The sequence below is a fragment of the Aeromonas sp. 96A genome (assembly GCF_051919165.1).
GTDB lineage: Bacteria > Pseudomonadota > Gammaproteobacteria > Enterobacterales > Aeromonadaceae > Aeromonas > Aeromonas veronii.
On sequence record NZ_JBQBFE010000001.1, the window covers coordinates 754,101 to 770,397 of the forward strand.

A 16,297-nucleotide genomic window follows, 5' to 3' on the forward strand; every position below is an offset into this window, starting at 1 on the left:
ATGCATAACCTCTCCTTGAACTGGAAAATATTCCTCCCTCTTGCGCTGGTCATCAGCACCACCTTTGGCCTCTGCTTCGAACTCTCCGCCTGGCTGCAACGGGATCTCGCCATCCGGCTGGCAGAGGAGAAAGTTGAGAGCATGGCCAACACCTATATGGATCAGGTGAACGTGCTGATGATGACCGGTGGCATGGCCAACCGGCAGATAGTGCAGACCAAACTCAAGAGTGAAGCGGGCATCGTTGAGGCCCGTCTGGTGCGCGCGCCGGCCGTCAGCAACCTGTTTGGCCCGGGTCATCCGGATCAGAAAGCGCAGGATCCCCTCGATGAGCGTGCCATCAATCAGGGCGAAGCCATCCTGGAGCAGCAGGGCAACCGGCTCACCCTGATCAAACCGTTCAAAGCCTACAAGGAGTATCGCGGCACCCAGTGCCTCACCTGTCACCAGGTCAATGAAGGAACAGTGATGGGGGCAGTGCGGATCAGTTATGACCTCAGCCACACCTTCGGCGAGATCCGCCACAACAACCTGATCCTGAGCGGCAGCCTGGCCGCCGTCTTCAGCCTCGGCTTCGGCTTGCTCTGGTGGGTATTGCAACGTTACGTGAAACACCCCCTGCGCCAGTTGCAGCTCACCATGATCCGGATGGCCAAAGAGCGCGACCTCGCCCTCCCCCTGGTCAATCACAGCCGGGATGAACTGGGCCAGATGACCCGCGCCGTCAATGACATGGTGCAGGGATTCCGCCACAGCCTGCAGGAGGTGGAAGGGGCGACCCACCAGCTCTATCAGGAGTCGAACCAGATCCGTCAGGTCGCGACCCAGACCGAAAACTCGGCCCGCCAGCAAGAGGGGATGACCACCCAGGTTGCCGCCGCCGTCAGCGAGCTGGCCGCCAGCTCTCATGAAGTGCGCGAACATGCCCGCCACAGCGCCGAGCTCTCCGCCCTCACCAATCAGGATGCCGCCGACACCAGCCGCCTCGCCCAGCACTCCATCACCGATATGGGCGAGATGTCGGCAGAGATCGATCGAGTGGATCAGGTGATCCAGCAACTCGACAGCCGCTGCCTGGCGGTTGACGGCGTACTCGAGGTGATCAAGGGGATTGCCGATCAGACCAACCTGCTGGCCCTCAACGCCGCCATTGAAGCAGCCCGGGCAGGTGAGCAAGGCCGTGGCTTTGCGGTGGTGGCCGATGAAGTGCGGGCCCTCTCCAACCGCAGCCGCGCCGCCAGCGAAGAGATCTCCCAGATGATCGCCGCCCTGCAAAATGAGGCCCAGAGCGCAGTTACGGTGATCGGGGATGCAAAAAGCAAAGCCGATGAGAGCATCAGCAAGACCGAAGCGACCCTGGCAGCCATGCAGAACATCATCGAGCGCATCGCCCGCATCAACGACCTCAACGCCCAGATGGCGCAGTCGGCCGAAGAGCAGGACAGGGTCTGCCATGAGGTAGACAGCTCGGTGAGCGATATCCGCAACACCTCCAACGACACCCTGGGTCAAGCGCACGCCGCCAATCTCGCCAGCATCCAGCTGGTGGAGCAGTGTCAGAAACTGGAGGCGCTGCTGAAAACCTACCGTTGGTAATCCACTTCACCAACGAAAAAGCGCGACCCGAGGGTCGCGCTTTTGCTTTATGGATTCGATATGGCCGAACGGCCGCTTGCTGTTCCAGCGGCGCGTTGACGATTAACAGCGCCGCTAGGATGGCTTTAGCGGGCGTTGCGGGTTGCGACGGCATCCGCCAGGTTGCGCAACAACACTTCGGTATCGGCCCAACCGATGCAGGCATCTGTGATGCTCTGGCCAACAGTGAGTTCACACCCTTCCACCAGATCCTGACGGCCTTCCACCAGATGGCTCTCCACCATCACCCCAAACACCGCCTTGCTGCCAGCACGCAGCTGACCGGCTACGTCTTCTGCCACCACCATCTGGTTCTTGAACTGTTTGCTGCTGTTGGCGTGACTAAAGTCGATCATCACCTTTTGCGGCAGACCGGCCTTCTCCAGCCCCTTCACTACCTCATCAACATGAGCCGCGCTGTAGTTCGGCTCACGACCACCACGCAGAATGATGTGACAGTCCGGGTTGCCGCGAGTCGCCACGATGGCGGAGTGACCATATTTGGTGACCGACAGGAAGTGGTGCGGCGCACTGGCAGCGCCAATGGCATCGATGGCAACCTTGATGGTGCCGTCAGTGCCGTTCTTGAAGCCCACCGGACAGGAGAGGCCGGAGGCCAGCTCGCGGTGTACCTGGGATTCGGTAGTACGGGCACCGATCGCGCCCCAGCTCATCAGATCCGCCACATATTGCGGGGTGATCATGTCGAGGAACTCGGAGGCAGTCGGCAGCCCCATGTCGTTGAGATCCAGTAACAGCTTGCGACCAATGCGCAGACCGTCGTTGATCTTGCAGCTGTTGTCGAGGTACGGATCGTTGATCAGCCCCTTCCAGCCCACTGTGGTGCGCGGTTTTTCGAAGTAGACCCGCATCACGATCTCCAGCTGACCTTTCAGCTCGTCGCGCAACGCCTTGAGGCGCTTGCCGTACTCCAGCGCGGCAACCGGATCATGGATGGAGCAAGGACCAATCACCACCAGCAGACGATCATCTTCGCCGGCCAGGATATTGTGAATGGCCTGACGGGATTCAAAAACGGTGGACGAGGCAACCTCGGTAGCCGGAAACTTCTCAAGCACCGCAACCGGGGGTAATAACTCTTTGATTTCACTGATACGAACGTCGTCGGTTTGATGCTGCATGACAAGGCTTCCTGCTAGATGACTGCGATTAGGAAATCTCAACATAGCCCGCGACCGCGCATGTGTAAATAGGAAATTACAGCAATCACAAAACTATTTTATATGGCAATCTTGCAAGTTATTGAAATGATGCTAGGCGAAATGACGATACTGGTGAGGAAGGCAAAAAGGCCCGCTCAGCGCGGGCCCGAAGTGTCGGTGATGACGGGTTTGTCAGTGATCAGCCACGCTGGCTGATACTGGCCAGCTTGTCGAAGTAATCCGGGAAGGTCTTCGACGTGCACTTGGGATCATTGATGGTGACCGGGGTATCCGACAACGCCACCAGCGAGAAGCACATGGCGATACGGTGATCGTTGTAGGTATCGATCTCGGCGTGCTTGAGCTGCATTGGCGGGGTCACTGTGATGAAGTCATGCCCCTCCTCCACTTCGACGCCCAGCTTGCGCAGCTCGGTCGCCATGGCGTGCAGACGATCGGTCTCTTTCACCCGCCAGTTGTAGATATTGCGAATGGAGGTCGGCCCCTCGGCAAACAGCGCGGCAACCGCGATGGTCATGGCCGCATCGGGAATATGGTTCATGTCCATATCCACTCCGTGCAGCGGTGCCTGCTCCGCCTCGATAAAATCATCGCCCCAGGTGATGCGCGCGCCCATCTTCTCCAGCACGTCGGCGAAGTGGATATCACCCTGAATGCTGTGCTTGCCAATACCGGTGACCCGCACCTTGCCCTTGATGGCACCCGCCGCGAGGAAGTAGGAGGCGCTGGAGGCATCCCCTTCCACCAGAAAATCACCCGGACTGATGTAGGTCTGGTTGCCCTTGATGTAGAAGAGCTTGTAGTTGTCGTGCTCGATGACCACCCCAAACTGCTTCATGATGTGCAGGGTGATGTCGATGTAGGGCTTGGAGACCAGCTCCCCCTTGATGTGGATCCGGGTATCACCGGCCGCCATCGGCGCTGCCATCAAAAACGCGGTCAGGAACTGGCTGGAGACGGAGCCATCAACGTGCACATCGCCGCCCCACAGCCCCTTGGCATCCACCACCAGCGGCGGATAACCATCGTGTTTGAGGTACTGGATATGGGCACCCGCTTCACGCAGGGCATCCACCAGATGGCCGATGGGACGCTCTTCCATGCGCGGCTCGCCGCCCAAGGTATATTCACCGGAACCTAGGCATAGCGCGGCGCAGAGCGGTCGCATGGCGGTACCGGCGTTGCCGAGGAACAGATTGACCGGCTCTTTCACCGCAAAGCTGCGACCCAGACCCTGCACGGTACACTCGGTCTTGTCGGCGGAGAGCTTGTACTTGACCCCGAGCTGGGTCAGCGCAGCCAGCATATGACGAATGTCATCGCTGTCGAGCAGGTTGGTCAAACGGGTGGTGCCACGAGCCAGCGCCGCCAACAGCAGCGCACGGTTAGAGACACTCTTGGAGCCGGGCAGATTGACCTCACCGGCCACACGAGAGATGGGTTCCAAACGCAACGAATTCATAGACTTCCTGTGCTATCTCAAAAATAAACGCCTGTCCGGACGTTAACAGCCTGCGTCCCGCTCGGCAAGGGCACTTTCAGGGGAAATCGCACGGTAAACGCCAGCGCGCTGGTTCTGTTGAAAAAAAGACGCCGGGGTATCCCCGGCGTCTTGAATCACTGCAATAGCTGGAAGCGGCTCACGAGTTGTCACGAGAGGCCACCAGCAAACACATAGGGGCACTCTTCTCAGCCGTGGCGCTTGGCAAAGTCATCCATAAAGCTCACCAGGGCCTTCACCCCCTCCAGCGGCATGGCGTTGTAGATGCTGGCGCGCATGCCACCGACAATGCGGTGTCCTTTGAGGGCCAGCAGGCCAGCGGCTTCCGATTCGGCCAGGAACTGCTTGTCCAGCTCGGCATTTTTCAGCTGGAACGGGATGTTCATACGCGAACGGCAGCTGACATCCACCTGATTGCCATAGAAGCTCGACTGATCGAGATAGTCATAGAGGAAGTCGGCCTTCTCCTTGTTGCGCGCCTCCATCGCCTCGAGGCCACCCTGTTCTTTCAGCCACTCGAACACCAGACCGGCCAGATACCAGGCGTAGGTGGGCGGCGTGTTGAACATGGAGTCGTTCTTGGCAGTGAGCTTGTAGTCAAAAATCGAGGGGACATCGGCTCTCGCCTGATCCAGCAAGTCATCGCGCACGATGGCGATGGCAAGCCCGGACGGCCCGATATTTTTTTGGGCACCGGCATAGATGATGCCAAAGCGGCTCAAATCGAGAGGACGGGAGAGAATGGTGGAGGAGAGATCTGCTACCAGCGGCACCTCGCCGGTGGCCGGGATGTCGAACATCTCGATGCCGTCAATGGTTTCGTTCGAGCAGTAGTGAACATAGGCCGCATCGGCGCGAAACGCCGGGGTCGGCAGCAGGTGAGAGATCCCCTGCTCGTTCTTGGCAACCCCCTGAAAGGTCTGGATATCGCCATACTTTTTGGCTTCATCCACCGCGCTCTGGGACCAGACACCGGTCAGCAGGAAGTCCGCTTTCTTGTTGGCCCCGCCCAGCAGGTTCATGGGCACAGCGGAGAACTGACCGCGGCCACCGCCGTGCATAAACAGCACCTTGTAGTTGTCCGGCACCGCCAGCAGCTCACGCAGATCCGCTTCGGCCTTCTCGGCAACCGCCATGTAGGGCTTGCCGCGATGGGAAAGCTCCATGACCGAGGCTCCCAGCCCCTGAAAATTACAAAATTCGCGCTGGGCGCGCTCCATGACTTCAACCGGCAGCATGGCGGGGCCGGCGCAGAAGTTGTAAATCTGTTTGCTCATGACGCTTTCCGTGAGTGGATGAGAGTAATCGATGACTTGTCAGGTTTTACACAAGAGCAGCCAGCGGATCAAAGGCTTTTTGGGAGCTGGCTCAACCTTTTACCGTCACTCTGCGTCCCCCTTGCAGTAGAAAAAGCCCTGAACGGGTCAGGGCTTGCAGGGAACATGCACAGAAATGGCGGGCAGAGCGCATAAACGACCACAGCTCAGCCATTTCTGACAAATTTACAGTTTGGCGGTAAGCTCAGGCAGCAGGGTGAAGAGATCCCCCACCAGCCCGTAGTCCGCCACCTGAAAGATGGGGGCGTCGCTGTCCTTGTTGATGGCCACGATCACCTTCGACTCCTTCATCCCCGCCAGATGCTGGATGGCGCCCGAGATACCGACCGCGATATAGAGCTCCGGCGCCACCACCTTGCCGGTCTGCCCCACTTGCAGATCGTTGGCGACATATCCTGCATCAACGGCAGCCCGCGACGCCCCCACCGCGCCACCCAGCTTGTCGGCCAGCGCCTCAATCAGGGCAAATTGCGCCTTGGAGCCAAGCGCGCGGCCACCGGAGACCACCACCCTGGCGGCGGTAAGTTCAGGCCTGCTGGAGCGCACCGCGCGGCGCTCGACCAGCCGAGTACGGCCAGCGAATTCGGGCACAGCCAAGGGCTCGATGAGAGCCTGCCCGCCCGTCGCCGCCTTGGCAAACGCGGTGGCCCGCACCGTCATCACCTTGACGGGCGCCGAGCTTGCCACTCTGGCGATGGCATTGCCCGCATAGATGGGGCGCAGGAAGGTGGCGCTGCTCTCGATAGCCGTCACCTCGGAGAGCATCTCCACCCCGAGCCGAGCCGCTACCTGTGGCAGCAGCGCCTTGCCCATGGTACTCGCCGCCATCAGGCAGTGGCTGTAACCTTCGCACCAGCAGGCCAGCAGCTTGTCGACCCCATCCAGCAGCCCGTCGGCCAGCAGGGGATGCTCGGCAAGCAGAACCTTGTCGACACCGCTGAGGGCTGCCGCCTGTTCACCCGCCTCGGTCAGCCCCTGACCCAGCAACAGCAGGTCAACTTGACCGCCGATGGATCCGGCGGCGGTGACCAGTTGTGCCACGTTGTCGGCCAGATGGCCCTGATGATGTTCGGCAATGATCAGCACGCTCATGGCAGCACCTTCGCTTCGTGTTTGAGTTTGTCCACCAGCTCGTCCACCGAGCCCACCTTGATCCCGGCGCTGCGGGCTGGCGGCGCCATCACCCCGAGCAAGCGGGTCTGGTTGGTCACCTCAACGGCGAGTGTCGAGAACGGAGCGCTATCAAGCGGCTTGCGCTTGGCCTTCATGATGTTGGGCAGCGAGGCAAAGCGCGGTTCATTCAAACGCAGATCGGCGCTCACTACCGCAGGCAACGGCATGCCGAGGGTCTCGAGGCCACCGTCGATTTCGCGGGTCACCAGCAGTTCCCCAGCTTCCACCTTGAGGGCGGACGCACAGGTCGCCAGCGGCCAATCATTGAGGGCAGCCAGCATCTGGGCCACCTGATTGTTGTCTGAATCGATGGACTGCTTGCCAAGCAGCACCAGACCTGGCTGCTCCAGCTCACACACCTTGTGCAAGGCGCGGGCGACAGTCAGTGGGGTGAGCGTCTCATCGGTGACATAATGCAGCGCCCGATCCGCCCCCAGCGCCAGCCCATGGCGCAGTTGCTCGGCGGCAGCGTCAGGGCCGAAGGTCACCACCACCAGTTCGCTGGCAACCCCGGCTTCCCGCAGCCTGACCCCCTCCTCCACCGCAATTTCACAAAAGGGGTTGATCCCCATCTTCACATTGGCCAGCTCCACGTCGGAGCCGTCTCCCTTCACCCGGATCTTGACGTTGTAGTCGACTACCCGTTTGATTGCGACCAGCAGCTTCATGGGGTCATGCCTCGTCTCTTTGGATTGAATTCATTAGTGTGCCTCTGCGTTTGTTGCAGTACGCTCTTCCCTGATTTTTTGCTTTTTCTTGCTCAGTTTTGCTTACAACTGCTTTACGTTTACGTAAACTACCAGCATTACCCTAGGCCAACCAGAGCGCAGAGGCAAGATGGAACGGGAAGCAATGGAATTTGATGTCGTCATCGTCGGCGGCGGTCCGGCGGGGCTCAGTGCAGCCATCGCCCTGAAACAGCAGGATGCCACTCTCTCTGTCTGTCTGCTGGAGAAAGGGGCGGAAATTGGCGCCCATCTGCTCTCCGGCGCCCTGTTTGATCCCGTCGCCTTGCAAGAGCTGCTGCCGGATTGCTGGCAGCAAGCGCCGCTCGGCGTACCGGTCAACGACGATCAGGTGCATCTGCTGCAAAGCGAGCAACGCTCCCTGCAACTCCCCGCCTGGGCGGTGCCGCCACGGATGCACAATGAGGGTTGCCATGTGGTCAGTCTGGGCAATCTCTGCCGCTGGCTTGGCCAACAGGCGGAAAAACTGGGAGTCGAAATATACCCGGGATTTACCGCCAGCGAACTTATCATGGAAGCGGGCCGGGTCAAGGGGGTCATCACCGGCGATCTGGGGCTTGATCGGGCGGGCAACCCGAAAGCAGATCATGTGCCCGGCATGGCGCTGCTCGGTCGCTACACCCTCTTTGCCGAAGGGGCCCGAGGCCATCTCGGCAAGCAGCTGATCGCCGACTTCAACCTGGCAAGCCCTGCCCAGCCCCAGCACTATGCCATCGGCTTCAAGGAACTGTGGCAACTGCCTGCTGGCCAAGGCAAAGCGGGACAGGTGCTGCACGGCAGTGGCTGGCCCCTTGGCAAGCAGGGGGGCGGCAATAGCCACGGCGGTTTCTACCTCTATTACATGGAGGGGGATCAGGTCGCGGTCGGGCTGATTGTCGATCTCAACTACCAGAATCCCTGGCTCAGCCCGTTCGACGAATTCCAGCGTCTCAAGCATCACCCGCTTATCGCCGGCGTGTTGCAAGGGGGTGAGCGCATCAGCTATGGCGCCCGCGCCATCACCAAGGGGGGCTGGCACGCCCTGCCCCGCATGCACTTCCCGGGCGGCCTGCTGATCGGTTGTAATGCGGGAACTCTCGACTTTTCCCGCATCAAGGGGATCCACACCGCCATGAAGTCCGGCATGCTGGCGGCAAAAACCGTCGCGATGGCGCTGCGAGGTGGCGATGAAGGGGGCCGGGATCTGGCCCAGTATGGTGACGAGCTGCACCAGAGCTGGCTGGCCCGCGAACTCAAGGCAGCGCGCAACTTCGGCGCGGCGCTTCATCGCTATGGTCCCTGGTTGGGTGGTGCCTTCAACTGGCTGGAGCAACGGCTGTTTGGCGCAAACTCGCCCTTCAAGCTGCTCGATAAGGCTCACGACTACCGTCAGCTGCGCGTGGCCAGCCGCTGCGAGCCCATTCGTTATCCCAAACCCGATGGCAAGCTGAGCTTTGACAAGCTCTCATCTGTGTATCTGGCCAACACCAGTCACGACGAGGATCAACCTTGCCACCTCAAGCTGCAGGACGAGCGCATTCCGGTCGAGGTCAATCTGCCCACCTGGGCCGAACCCGCCCAACGCTACTGCCCGGCAGGGGTGTTTGAAGTGCTGGAAATGGAAGGCGCGGCCAAACTGCAAATCAACGCCGCCAACTGCATCCACTGCAAAACCTGCGATATCAAGGACCCCAGTCAAAACATTATCTGGACGCCACCACAGGGGGGCTCCGGGCCCAATTATCCGAATATGTGATGAAGCGGGGGAGCGGCAACAAGCAGCCCCAGCTAGCCCTCCCCCAACCAAAGGCTGGGTTCTACCCCGCATAGCCGCTCAGGTGATCCGACCTCGCTGTTTTTTTGAACAAACAGGCTGAATCCCTGATGAATAGCCCCTGACAAGCGCGGCCCGCCCCTGTATAGTTCGCCGCATTCAGGTTTTCCATCGGCCCGATCTGCTTATCCACGGGATCGCCTTCTGCAGCGATCTAAGGCCGCATGACCTGTGCAACCATCCCTGATTACCCATGACTTTTTAAGGGGGGACAGATGATCACCGCCTACATTCTCAACAACAAGGTGCTGGACATAGTCACGCTCGGGCCTGACGACATAGTACCTGACAACACGGTCTGGCTGGATGCCTACAAGCCGGACACGGCAGAGCGAGAATGGTTGACGGGCCTGTTCCTGGAAGAGGTCCCCGACAAGGAAGAGCTCGACGACATCGAAGCATCCGCCCGTTTTTACTGGGATACCGATGGTCTGCACATTCACTCCCTGTTTCCCCAGCGGATCGGTCGTGACACCAAGGGTGTCCACGTCTCCTTTACCCTGCGCAACAACCTGCTGATCAGCATTCGCGAAGATGACATCGGGCTGGTGCGCCTGCTGCGCCACTATATGCGCCAGGATCGGCTGGAGGTGGAGGATGCCCTCGACATCCTGCTGGAGGTGCAGAACCTCAAGGTGGAGTACCTCTCCGACCTTATCGAAGATGGTTACAAGACCTTGGAAAACACCGCCGATCAGATCTTCGAGCCGGATCAGATCAACCCCATGCTGAAAGAGTTGATGGCGCAGGAAGAGGCCAACGGCCAGATCCGTCTCTCTCTGCACGATACCCGCCGCGCCCTGCGTTTCCTCAAACGCAGCCTGCGCCAGCGCATGAGCCTTGAGCAGAACAAGTGGATTGACGAGATGCTGCACGACGTGGAATCCCTGTTGCCCCACACCCAGTTCCTGTTCGACAAGATCAACTTCCAGCTGGAGGCCTCCATGGGGGTGACCAATCTGGAGCAGAACAAGGTGATCAAGATCTTCTCGGTAGCCGCAGTGATCTTCCTGCCGCCGACCCTGATCGCCAGTATCTACGGCATGAACTTCGGCCGCATGCCGGAGCTCGCTTGGGAGTATGGTTATCCCATGTCACTGGTGCTGATGGTGATGTCATCGCTCGGCACCGGCCTCTTCTTCAAGCGCAAAGGCTGGCTGTAACGCCGCCGACGCGCGCTGCGATATCTTAAGAAACCGATTGGGGGGCATGGCCCCCCGATTAATTTGCGCCACACCCAACGCCTTGCAAAGGGCTCTTCGTCGCCCCATATCCCTTCCATCATTCAATTCAAGTGGATAACGGGCAACCATGACCCTCTACCCCGAACACCGATATGACGATCACGGCCAGTTGCGCCCGCCTCTCTGGTTCTGGCCCATCGCCCTGTTGCTGACCCGCTCGGTCTGGCTCTTTCTGATGGCGGGAGTGACCCGCGAGAGCGGCAGCGAGATCCTGACCCTCTTTTATCCGGACAAGATCACCCTCTACATCAGCCTGCTGACCGACGTGCCCGCCATCCTGGCGTTGCTCGCCTGCGGCGGCACCTATCAGCAGACCCAGAGCATTCGCGCCAGACTCCGGCGCCACAGCCCGCTGCTGCTGCTCTGCTCTGCCGTCAGCGGCCTGCTGATGCAACTGCACAGCCTCAATCTGCAGAAGTGGTCATTCAGCTGGCCCACCGCACTGGTGCTGGTCGCCAGCCTCTGGGCGCTCTGGTATCTGCTGCGCAGTCGCCAGCTACGGGAATATGCCGCAGATCAGCCCCACTGACGGGGCTGACACCTATTGACGAGTGACCCGGATCTGCAGGGTCTGGCGCTCGCTCTGGCTGCCTCGCCCCCCCTGTAGCTGGGTGCCGAGGCTACTCCCCTGATCCGCTGAGCTGGTCGAGAGCTCCCCCACCGTCAGCCACTTGCCCGGGGCCCCGCTCACCTCGGTGGCACTCTGGCCACGATTGATGGTGCCCTGATCCAGCCTCGCCTGTTCGCTGCTCAGCGCAATCTGCACCCGATCGCCAATCAAGGTGGCCGTGGCATAGAGGCCGTTCACCAGCGGCATCATCCCCACCACGGCGCCCCCGTTCCACTGATAGAAGGTGACCGGCTGATAGGAGCCCATCTGCAGCAGCACGGGACGGCCCGACAGCCCGCGCACCTGCCAGCTGTCGTTCTGGCTGCGCTGGTACTGTTGGGCGTTGCCATCGAGCAGCCACTGCCGCTTGGCCTCGTCGCGACTGATTGAGCCCCCCAGTTGCTGACCGCTGGCGGTCCCCTCCACCCGCCACTCGATAAGCAGACTTTGCGGCGGCTGGTTGACCTGCGCCAGCGTGGCTTCGGCCTCCTGCAGCTGGGCTGGCGTCCCGCTCAGCACCAATTGGTTACCCATGGCGCTGACCCCAAGCTGGGGATAGATCTCCTTGAGGGTCTGCACCGCCGCCTGCGCCTCGAAGACCGGGATCACCTTCACCTCGGCCCACAACAACGGGCTCCAGAGTCCCATCATGCAGCCAAGCCACAACAGCGCCCTGCGGCCAACCTTGCCCATCCGAACCATTACGCTCTCCTCGTTCTCTGTGCTCTTCTCTCTGCTTAAGGCGTAGACCCATGCCTGCAGCCAATAGCTCAGCCCTATTCCGCTCACTCGTCGATGATGAACCCGGCGGTTGCCAAAAAACAATCGGGAATGCAGCAAGTCCGTGATTTCCCACGGTATGAGGCTCTCATTCCACGCCCGTTATCGCGTAAGATAGCGCCATCATAGTTGCCCAAGCGGAATCCATCATGTTGAAACAGCTGTTGTTACTCCCCCTCGCCCTGCTGCTGGGGGCCTGCTCCCTGACCCAGTACAATGTCAGCGAGGCCGAAATCAACCAATACCTCAAAGATCAGGTCTCTTTTGAAAAACAGCTGGGGATCCCCGGTATCATGTCGAGCAAGATCCGTCTGGATGAGATGCAGAGCCGTATAGGCCGCAAACAAGCAGATCGCATCGAGCTGGACGCCGCTGGCGACCTGCAGGTGAGCAGCCCCCTTGGCAGCCAGCAGATGAAGATCCGCTTTGCTTTGAGCGCCCGCCCGGACTATGTGGCCGATCAGGGCGCCATCTATCTGCGCGACCTTGAACTGGTCTCGGTCAAGACCGAGCCGGCCGATATCGGGGCCGCCCTCACCCCGCTGCTACCCACCTTCAATCAGTCGCTCTCCCTGTTCTTGTCGCAGACCCCGGTCTACCGCCTCGACAGCAGCCGCAAGAACGAAGCCAGGATCAAGGAGAAGGTAGAAGCCCTCAAGGTAGAGCCGGGCCGTCTGGTCATCCCGTTCAAGCTGCTCTGATCGCCGTCGCACCGGCACTTTCATCGCAATAAACAGATAACCGTCCTCTTCGACAGCACACATCCGGTTTAACGTGCAGCCGAATGGGGCGGTTTTTTACTTCTCAAGTCCCCTGCAACACAGCATAATGCAGACCATTCTCATTTAGATTCGTTATGAGAAGCGTCAATAATAAAACCAATGGTGAGAAGGGACATGAGAAAAACCGTACTGGTTCAGGCGATTGCCTGCGCACTGATCAGCGGCGCCGCACACGCTGCCGTCAAAGTCGAAGACAAGACATTCAATACCGCCGCCAACATGCTGGCCTATACCGAATTCGAGCTCTCCGGTGAGCCGCTTGCCGAAGCGCTGGGGCTGGATCTGGATGTGCTGGATGCCAACCGTGCCGATGAGCCGACCCCGTTCGACTTCGCCGCCGGCATCGAATCCTACGAATACTCAGAAGAGGCGATGTACGCCCTCAACTACCAATCCGGCATGGGCCCGCATCTGGTGAACGGGCCGCAAAACCTGGCTCGTGGTGGCACCATGGCCTCTCTGGGGCAACGGGTGCTGGCCATGGCCGATGCCGTTGGCTTCCCGGCTGATGAAGTGCCGCAGGGCATGTATCCCCTCTCCCTGCCCTACGCCTCCGCCAATCCGGAGTTTGCCCAGGCCGTTAACGCCACCCCGGTCAATGGCGACCAGATCACCATCAAGACCGCCAAAGGGACCGAGAAAACCGTCAAGACCCAGGTACCCGCCTACTTCCGTGACTACAGCACCCTGCGCTGGAGCGGCAGCGACAACCTGCTGGTGCCCGCAGCGGTAGGCGGCATCCTGCTCAAAGAGGTGATGTGGTCGCAAGACTTCCTCGGCGGCGTGCACGTGGCCGAGACCGATGAAGAGGTAGAAGCCGCCTCCGCCACCATGGATCAGGATGGCAAACACAAGCTGGGCGTCTCTGCCGCCGATGGCTTCAATGGCATGATGCTGACCGAGCAATCCATCGACAAGCTGGCCATCATGCAGAACCAGCTTGGCTTCGATGGCAAGCAACTGGGCGCCAAAATCACCCCGCAGTACGATCCGGCCAAGGGCGTGATTTACTTCCCCCATCAGGTGAAAGTGACCGAAACCAGCAACAACGATGCCGGTGCCATCGGCAAGCTGGAGGTGGTGGATGGCTCCGCCCAGCTGCGCGATGCCTGGATGATGCTGTGGCCGCTATCCGAGTTCTATGCCTTCAGCGATCAGCGCAGCGCCAACACCAACCAGAACCCGGCCTTCCACGCCGTGTTTGACGGTGCGCCGTTTGCCGCCGCACCGGCTGCCAACAAGACCAATGACCTGGGCAAAGCGGTCGCGGGCAGCGATGCCTTCTCGCTGGCGATCAATCTCTCCAACCTCACCTTCAAGAACCTGGCTGCCCTGCACTTTGATACCAAGGCTGGCACCCTGGTCGACAGCTGGCAGGCAGGCAAACAGGGCAAGCACGTCACCACCTTTGACGCTGCTTACGCACTGGTCGCCCTGCAGATCTTCCAGCGCGCTCAGGATGCGCTGCCGGTCGGTTACGCCGCCGGTGACAATGGCGAGCTGAACCTCAAGACCAGGCAGGGTCAAGAGGCGCTCGACTTGATCCGCAAACAGGCCGATTTCATCCTTGCCAATCTCAAGGGCAAACATGGGCTGGTGCATGACGGCATCACGCTAGATGGCAAGCTCGATGCCGGCCACTCCATCGATGCGCAGTTTGCCGCCATCCGCGGCCTAACCGCCGCCTTCCTGGCGACCTCGGATGCCAAGTACCGCACCGCGGCGCGCGAACTGTTTATCGCCGCCGACAAGGCCTACTTCAACCAGAAGGCCGGTACCTGGCTCGCTGGCAAACAGGGTGAATACACCCCCTGGACCCAGGCAGCCATCTCCGGCGCCCTGCGCTCAGCCATGCTGAACCTGCGCAACGAAGGGGCCGAGAAGGCGCCCGAGCTGGAGCTGGCCAAGCTGACCGGTCAGTACGTCAGCTGGTTCCGTGGCACCGTCAACGGTGGCATGCAAATGGCTGAGTGGATCGGTGACTCCGGCGAGAACATCATCGAAGGTGCCGGCAGCGACACCGATGAAGATGGCGTACCGCAAGTGACCGCCGCCGGTGGCAAGCACGGCACCGCCATGGTGATGGCCGCCAAAGCAGTGGTTAGCGAATAATCCTCGCCATTCACCAGCATGAAAAAGGGAGCCAGTTTGGCTCCCTTTGCATTACAGCGTCTGACACAGTTTCAAGGGCCTTCCTCAAACCAGCTTATCCAGCATCTCCTTGGTCACCAGCACAATTCCCTGCTCGGAGCGGTAGAAGCGGCGGCTATCCTCATCGGCGTTTTCACCCACCACCAGCCCATCGGGCAGCACACATCCCTTGTCCACCACCACCCGGCGCAGACGGCAACCGGCGCCAATCTCGACCCCGGGGAAGATGATGGCCTGATCCAGGGTGCAGAAGGAGTGCACCCGCACATTGGTAAAGAGCACCGAGTTGAGCACAAACGACCCGCTGACGATGGTCCCGCCCGAGAACATGGAGTTGATGGTCATGCCATGCTGACCATTGCGATCCTGCACGAACTTGGCCGGTGGCGTCAGGGTCTGGCTGGTCCAGATGGGCCAGTTCTGATCGTAGATATCAAGCTCGGGCAACACGGAGGCGAGATCCATGTTCGCTTCCCAGAAGGAGTCCAGCGTACCTACATCACGCCAGTAGGGCTTTTGCCCCTCACGCGCCCCGACACAGGACATGTTGAAGGGGTGAGCAAATGCCATCCCCTCCTCCACGATGCGGGGGATCACGTCCATCCCGAAGTCGTGTTTGGAGTCCTGATTGTGAATATCCTCCTCCAGCAGTTGGTAGAGGTACTCCGCCTCGAAGATATAGATCCCCATGGAGGCCAGCGAGCGATCTTCGCAACCCGGCATGGCGGGCGGATTGGCCGGTTTTTCGACGAAGGCGCGGATCTTGCGCTGCTCGTCGATATCCATGATCCCGAAGGCGGATGCCTCGGCCCGCGGCACCTCGATACAAGCCACAGTCACCTTGGCACCAAGGCGCACATGGTCGAGCAGCATGGCGGCGTAATCCATCTTGTAGATGTGATCCCCCGCCAGCACCACCAGGTATTTGGGGCCGTAGTCACGGATGATATCGACGTTCTGATAGATGGCATCGGCGGTGCCGCGATACCAGTGCACCTCGTCCACCCGTTGCTGGGCAGGGAGCAGGTCGATGAATTCGTTCATCTGGTAACGCAGGAAGGACCAGCCCGATTGCAGGTGACGCAGCAGGCTGTGAGATTTGTATTGGGTGACTACACCAACCCGGCGGATCCCCGAGTTGATACAGTTGGAGAGCACAAAATCAATGATCCGGAATTTGCCACCGAAATGGACGGCAGGCTTGGCGCGGTTGTCAGTCAACTGCTTCAGGCGACTACCACGTCCACCCGCCAGCACCAGTGCCATACTCTGGTTCAATAATTGTCGTGCTTTGGCACTATTTTCGGGCTCTAACAACATGATTTACCTCTGCCTTGTTTG

13 protein-coding genes are annotated in these 16,297 nt (G+C 60.1%); 6 read left to right on the forward strand and 7 right to left on the reverse strand.

From position 1 onward, the window contains the following. On the forward strand, nucleotides 1-1,596 hold the full coding sequence (locus tag ACTG2W_RS03440; protein ID WP_005360022.1) for a methyl-accepting chemotaxis protein: 1,596 nt from the start codon (nucleotides 1-3) through the stop codon (nucleotides 1,594-1,596). A gap of 125 nt (nucleotides 1,597-1,721) precedes the next feature. On the opposite strand, the gene aroG is transcribed toward ACTG2W_RS03440, so the two are convergent. The 5 genes from aroG to ACTG2W_RS03465 all read right to left on the reverse strand — a co-directional run bounded on the left by aroG (nucleotide 1,722) and on the right by ACTG2W_RS03465 (nucleotide 7,498). Next, complete coding sequence (gene aroG, locus ACTG2W_RS03445; protein WP_005337046.1) at nucleotides 1,722-2,777, reverse strand: 3-deoxy-7-phosphoheptulonate synthase AroG; 1,056 nt, start codon at nucleotides 2,775-2,777, stop codon at nucleotides 1,722-1,724. 220 nt (nucleotides 2,778-2,997) lie between these two features. After that, the gene (gene aroA, locus ACTG2W_RS03450; RefSeq protein ID WP_106843272.1) at nucleotides 2,998-4,281 is read right to left on the reverse strand and encodes a 3-phosphoshikimate 1-carboxyvinyltransferase; all 1,284 of its coding nucleotides are present in this window, start codon (nucleotides 4,279-4,281) and stop codon (nucleotides 2,998-3,000) included. 227 nt (nucleotides 4,282-4,508) lie between these two features. After that, nucleotides 4,509-5,597, reverse strand: a complete 1,089-nt coding sequence (gene serC / locus ACTG2W_RS03455; RefSeq protein WP_106843271.1) for a 3-phosphoserine/phosphohydroxythreonine transaminase — start codon at nucleotides 5,595-5,597, stop codon at nucleotides 4,509-4,511. A gap of 225 nt (nucleotides 5,598-5,822) precedes the next feature. Then, complete coding sequence (locus tag ACTG2W_RS03460; RefSeq protein ID WP_064336260.1) at nucleotides 5,823-6,749, reverse strand: electron transfer flavoprotein subunit alpha/FixB family protein; 927 nt, start codon at nucleotides 6,747-6,749, stop codon at nucleotides 5,823-5,825. Beyond that, complete coding sequence (locus tag ACTG2W_RS03465) at nucleotides 6,746-7,498, reverse strand: electron transfer flavoprotein subunit beta/FixA family protein (RefSeq protein WP_106843270.1); 753 nt, start codon at nucleotides 7,496-7,498, stop codon at nucleotides 6,746-6,748. Before ACTG2W_RS03465 ends, ACTG2W_RS03460 begins: the two co-directional genes overlap by 4 nt. A 169-nt stretch (nucleotides 7,499-7,667) precedes the next feature. On the opposite strand from ACTG2W_RS03465, the gene ACTG2W_RS03470 reads away from it, so the two are divergent. From ACTG2W_RS03470 to ACTG2W_RS03480, 3 genes are all read left to right on the forward strand, one after another. Next, complete coding sequence (locus tag ACTG2W_RS03470) at nucleotides 7,668-9,311, forward strand: electron transfer flavoprotein-ubiquinone oxidoreductase (RefSeq protein ID WP_106843269.1); 1,644 nt, start codon at nucleotides 7,668-7,670, stop codon at nucleotides 9,309-9,311. Nucleotides 9,312-9,604: 293 nt separating this feature from the next. Further along, complete coding sequence (gene corA / locus ACTG2W_RS03475; protein ID WP_005337059.1) at nucleotides 9,605-10,552, forward strand: magnesium/cobalt transporter CorA; 948 nt, start codon at nucleotides 9,605-9,607, stop codon at nucleotides 10,550-10,552. A gap of 148 nt (nucleotides 10,553-10,700) precedes the next feature. Continuing rightward, on the forward strand, nucleotides 10,701-11,162 hold the full coding sequence (locus tag ACTG2W_RS03480; protein WP_005337060.1) for a DUF2919 domain-containing protein: 462 nt from the start codon (nucleotides 10,701-10,703) through the stop codon (nucleotides 11,160-11,162). Between the two features lie 12 nt (nucleotides 11,163-11,174). Here ACTG2W_RS03480 and ACTG2W_RS03485 read toward each other — a convergent pair whose 3' ends face one another. Beyond that, the gene (locus ACTG2W_RS03485; protein WP_420093699.1) at nucleotides 11,175-11,894 is read right to left on the reverse strand and encodes a hypothetical protein; all 720 of its coding nucleotides are present in this window, start codon (nucleotides 11,892-11,894) and stop codon (nucleotides 11,175-11,177) included. A 278-nt stretch (nucleotides 11,895-12,172) separates the two neighbouring features. Here ACTG2W_RS03485 and ACTG2W_RS03490 point away from each other — a divergent pair, with 278 nt between their 5' ends. Together ACTG2W_RS03490 and ACTG2W_RS03495 are read left to right on the forward strand one after the other, a co-directional pair. Continuing rightward, entirely contained in the window at nucleotides 12,173-12,724 is a 552-nt protein-coding gene (locus ACTG2W_RS03490; RefSeq protein WP_005337065.1) for a lipoprotein, read from the forward strand. Nucleotides 12,725-12,919: 195 nt separating this feature from the next. Continuing rightward, on the forward strand, nucleotides 12,920-14,917 hold the full coding sequence (locus tag ACTG2W_RS03495) for a hypothetical protein (protein WP_106843267.1): 1,998 nt from the start codon (nucleotides 12,920-12,922) through the stop codon (nucleotides 14,915-14,917). 84 nt (nucleotides 14,918-15,001) lie between these two features. Here the strand turns inward: ACTG2W_RS03495 and glgC are convergent, their stop codons facing one another. After that, on the reverse strand, nucleotides 15,002-16,276 hold the full coding sequence (glgC, locus tag ACTG2W_RS03500; RefSeq protein WP_005337070.1) for a glucose-1-phosphate adenylyltransferase: 1,275 nt from the start codon (nucleotides 16,274-16,276) through the stop codon (nucleotides 15,002-15,004). Nucleotides 16,277-16,297: the final 21 nt, after the last annotated feature.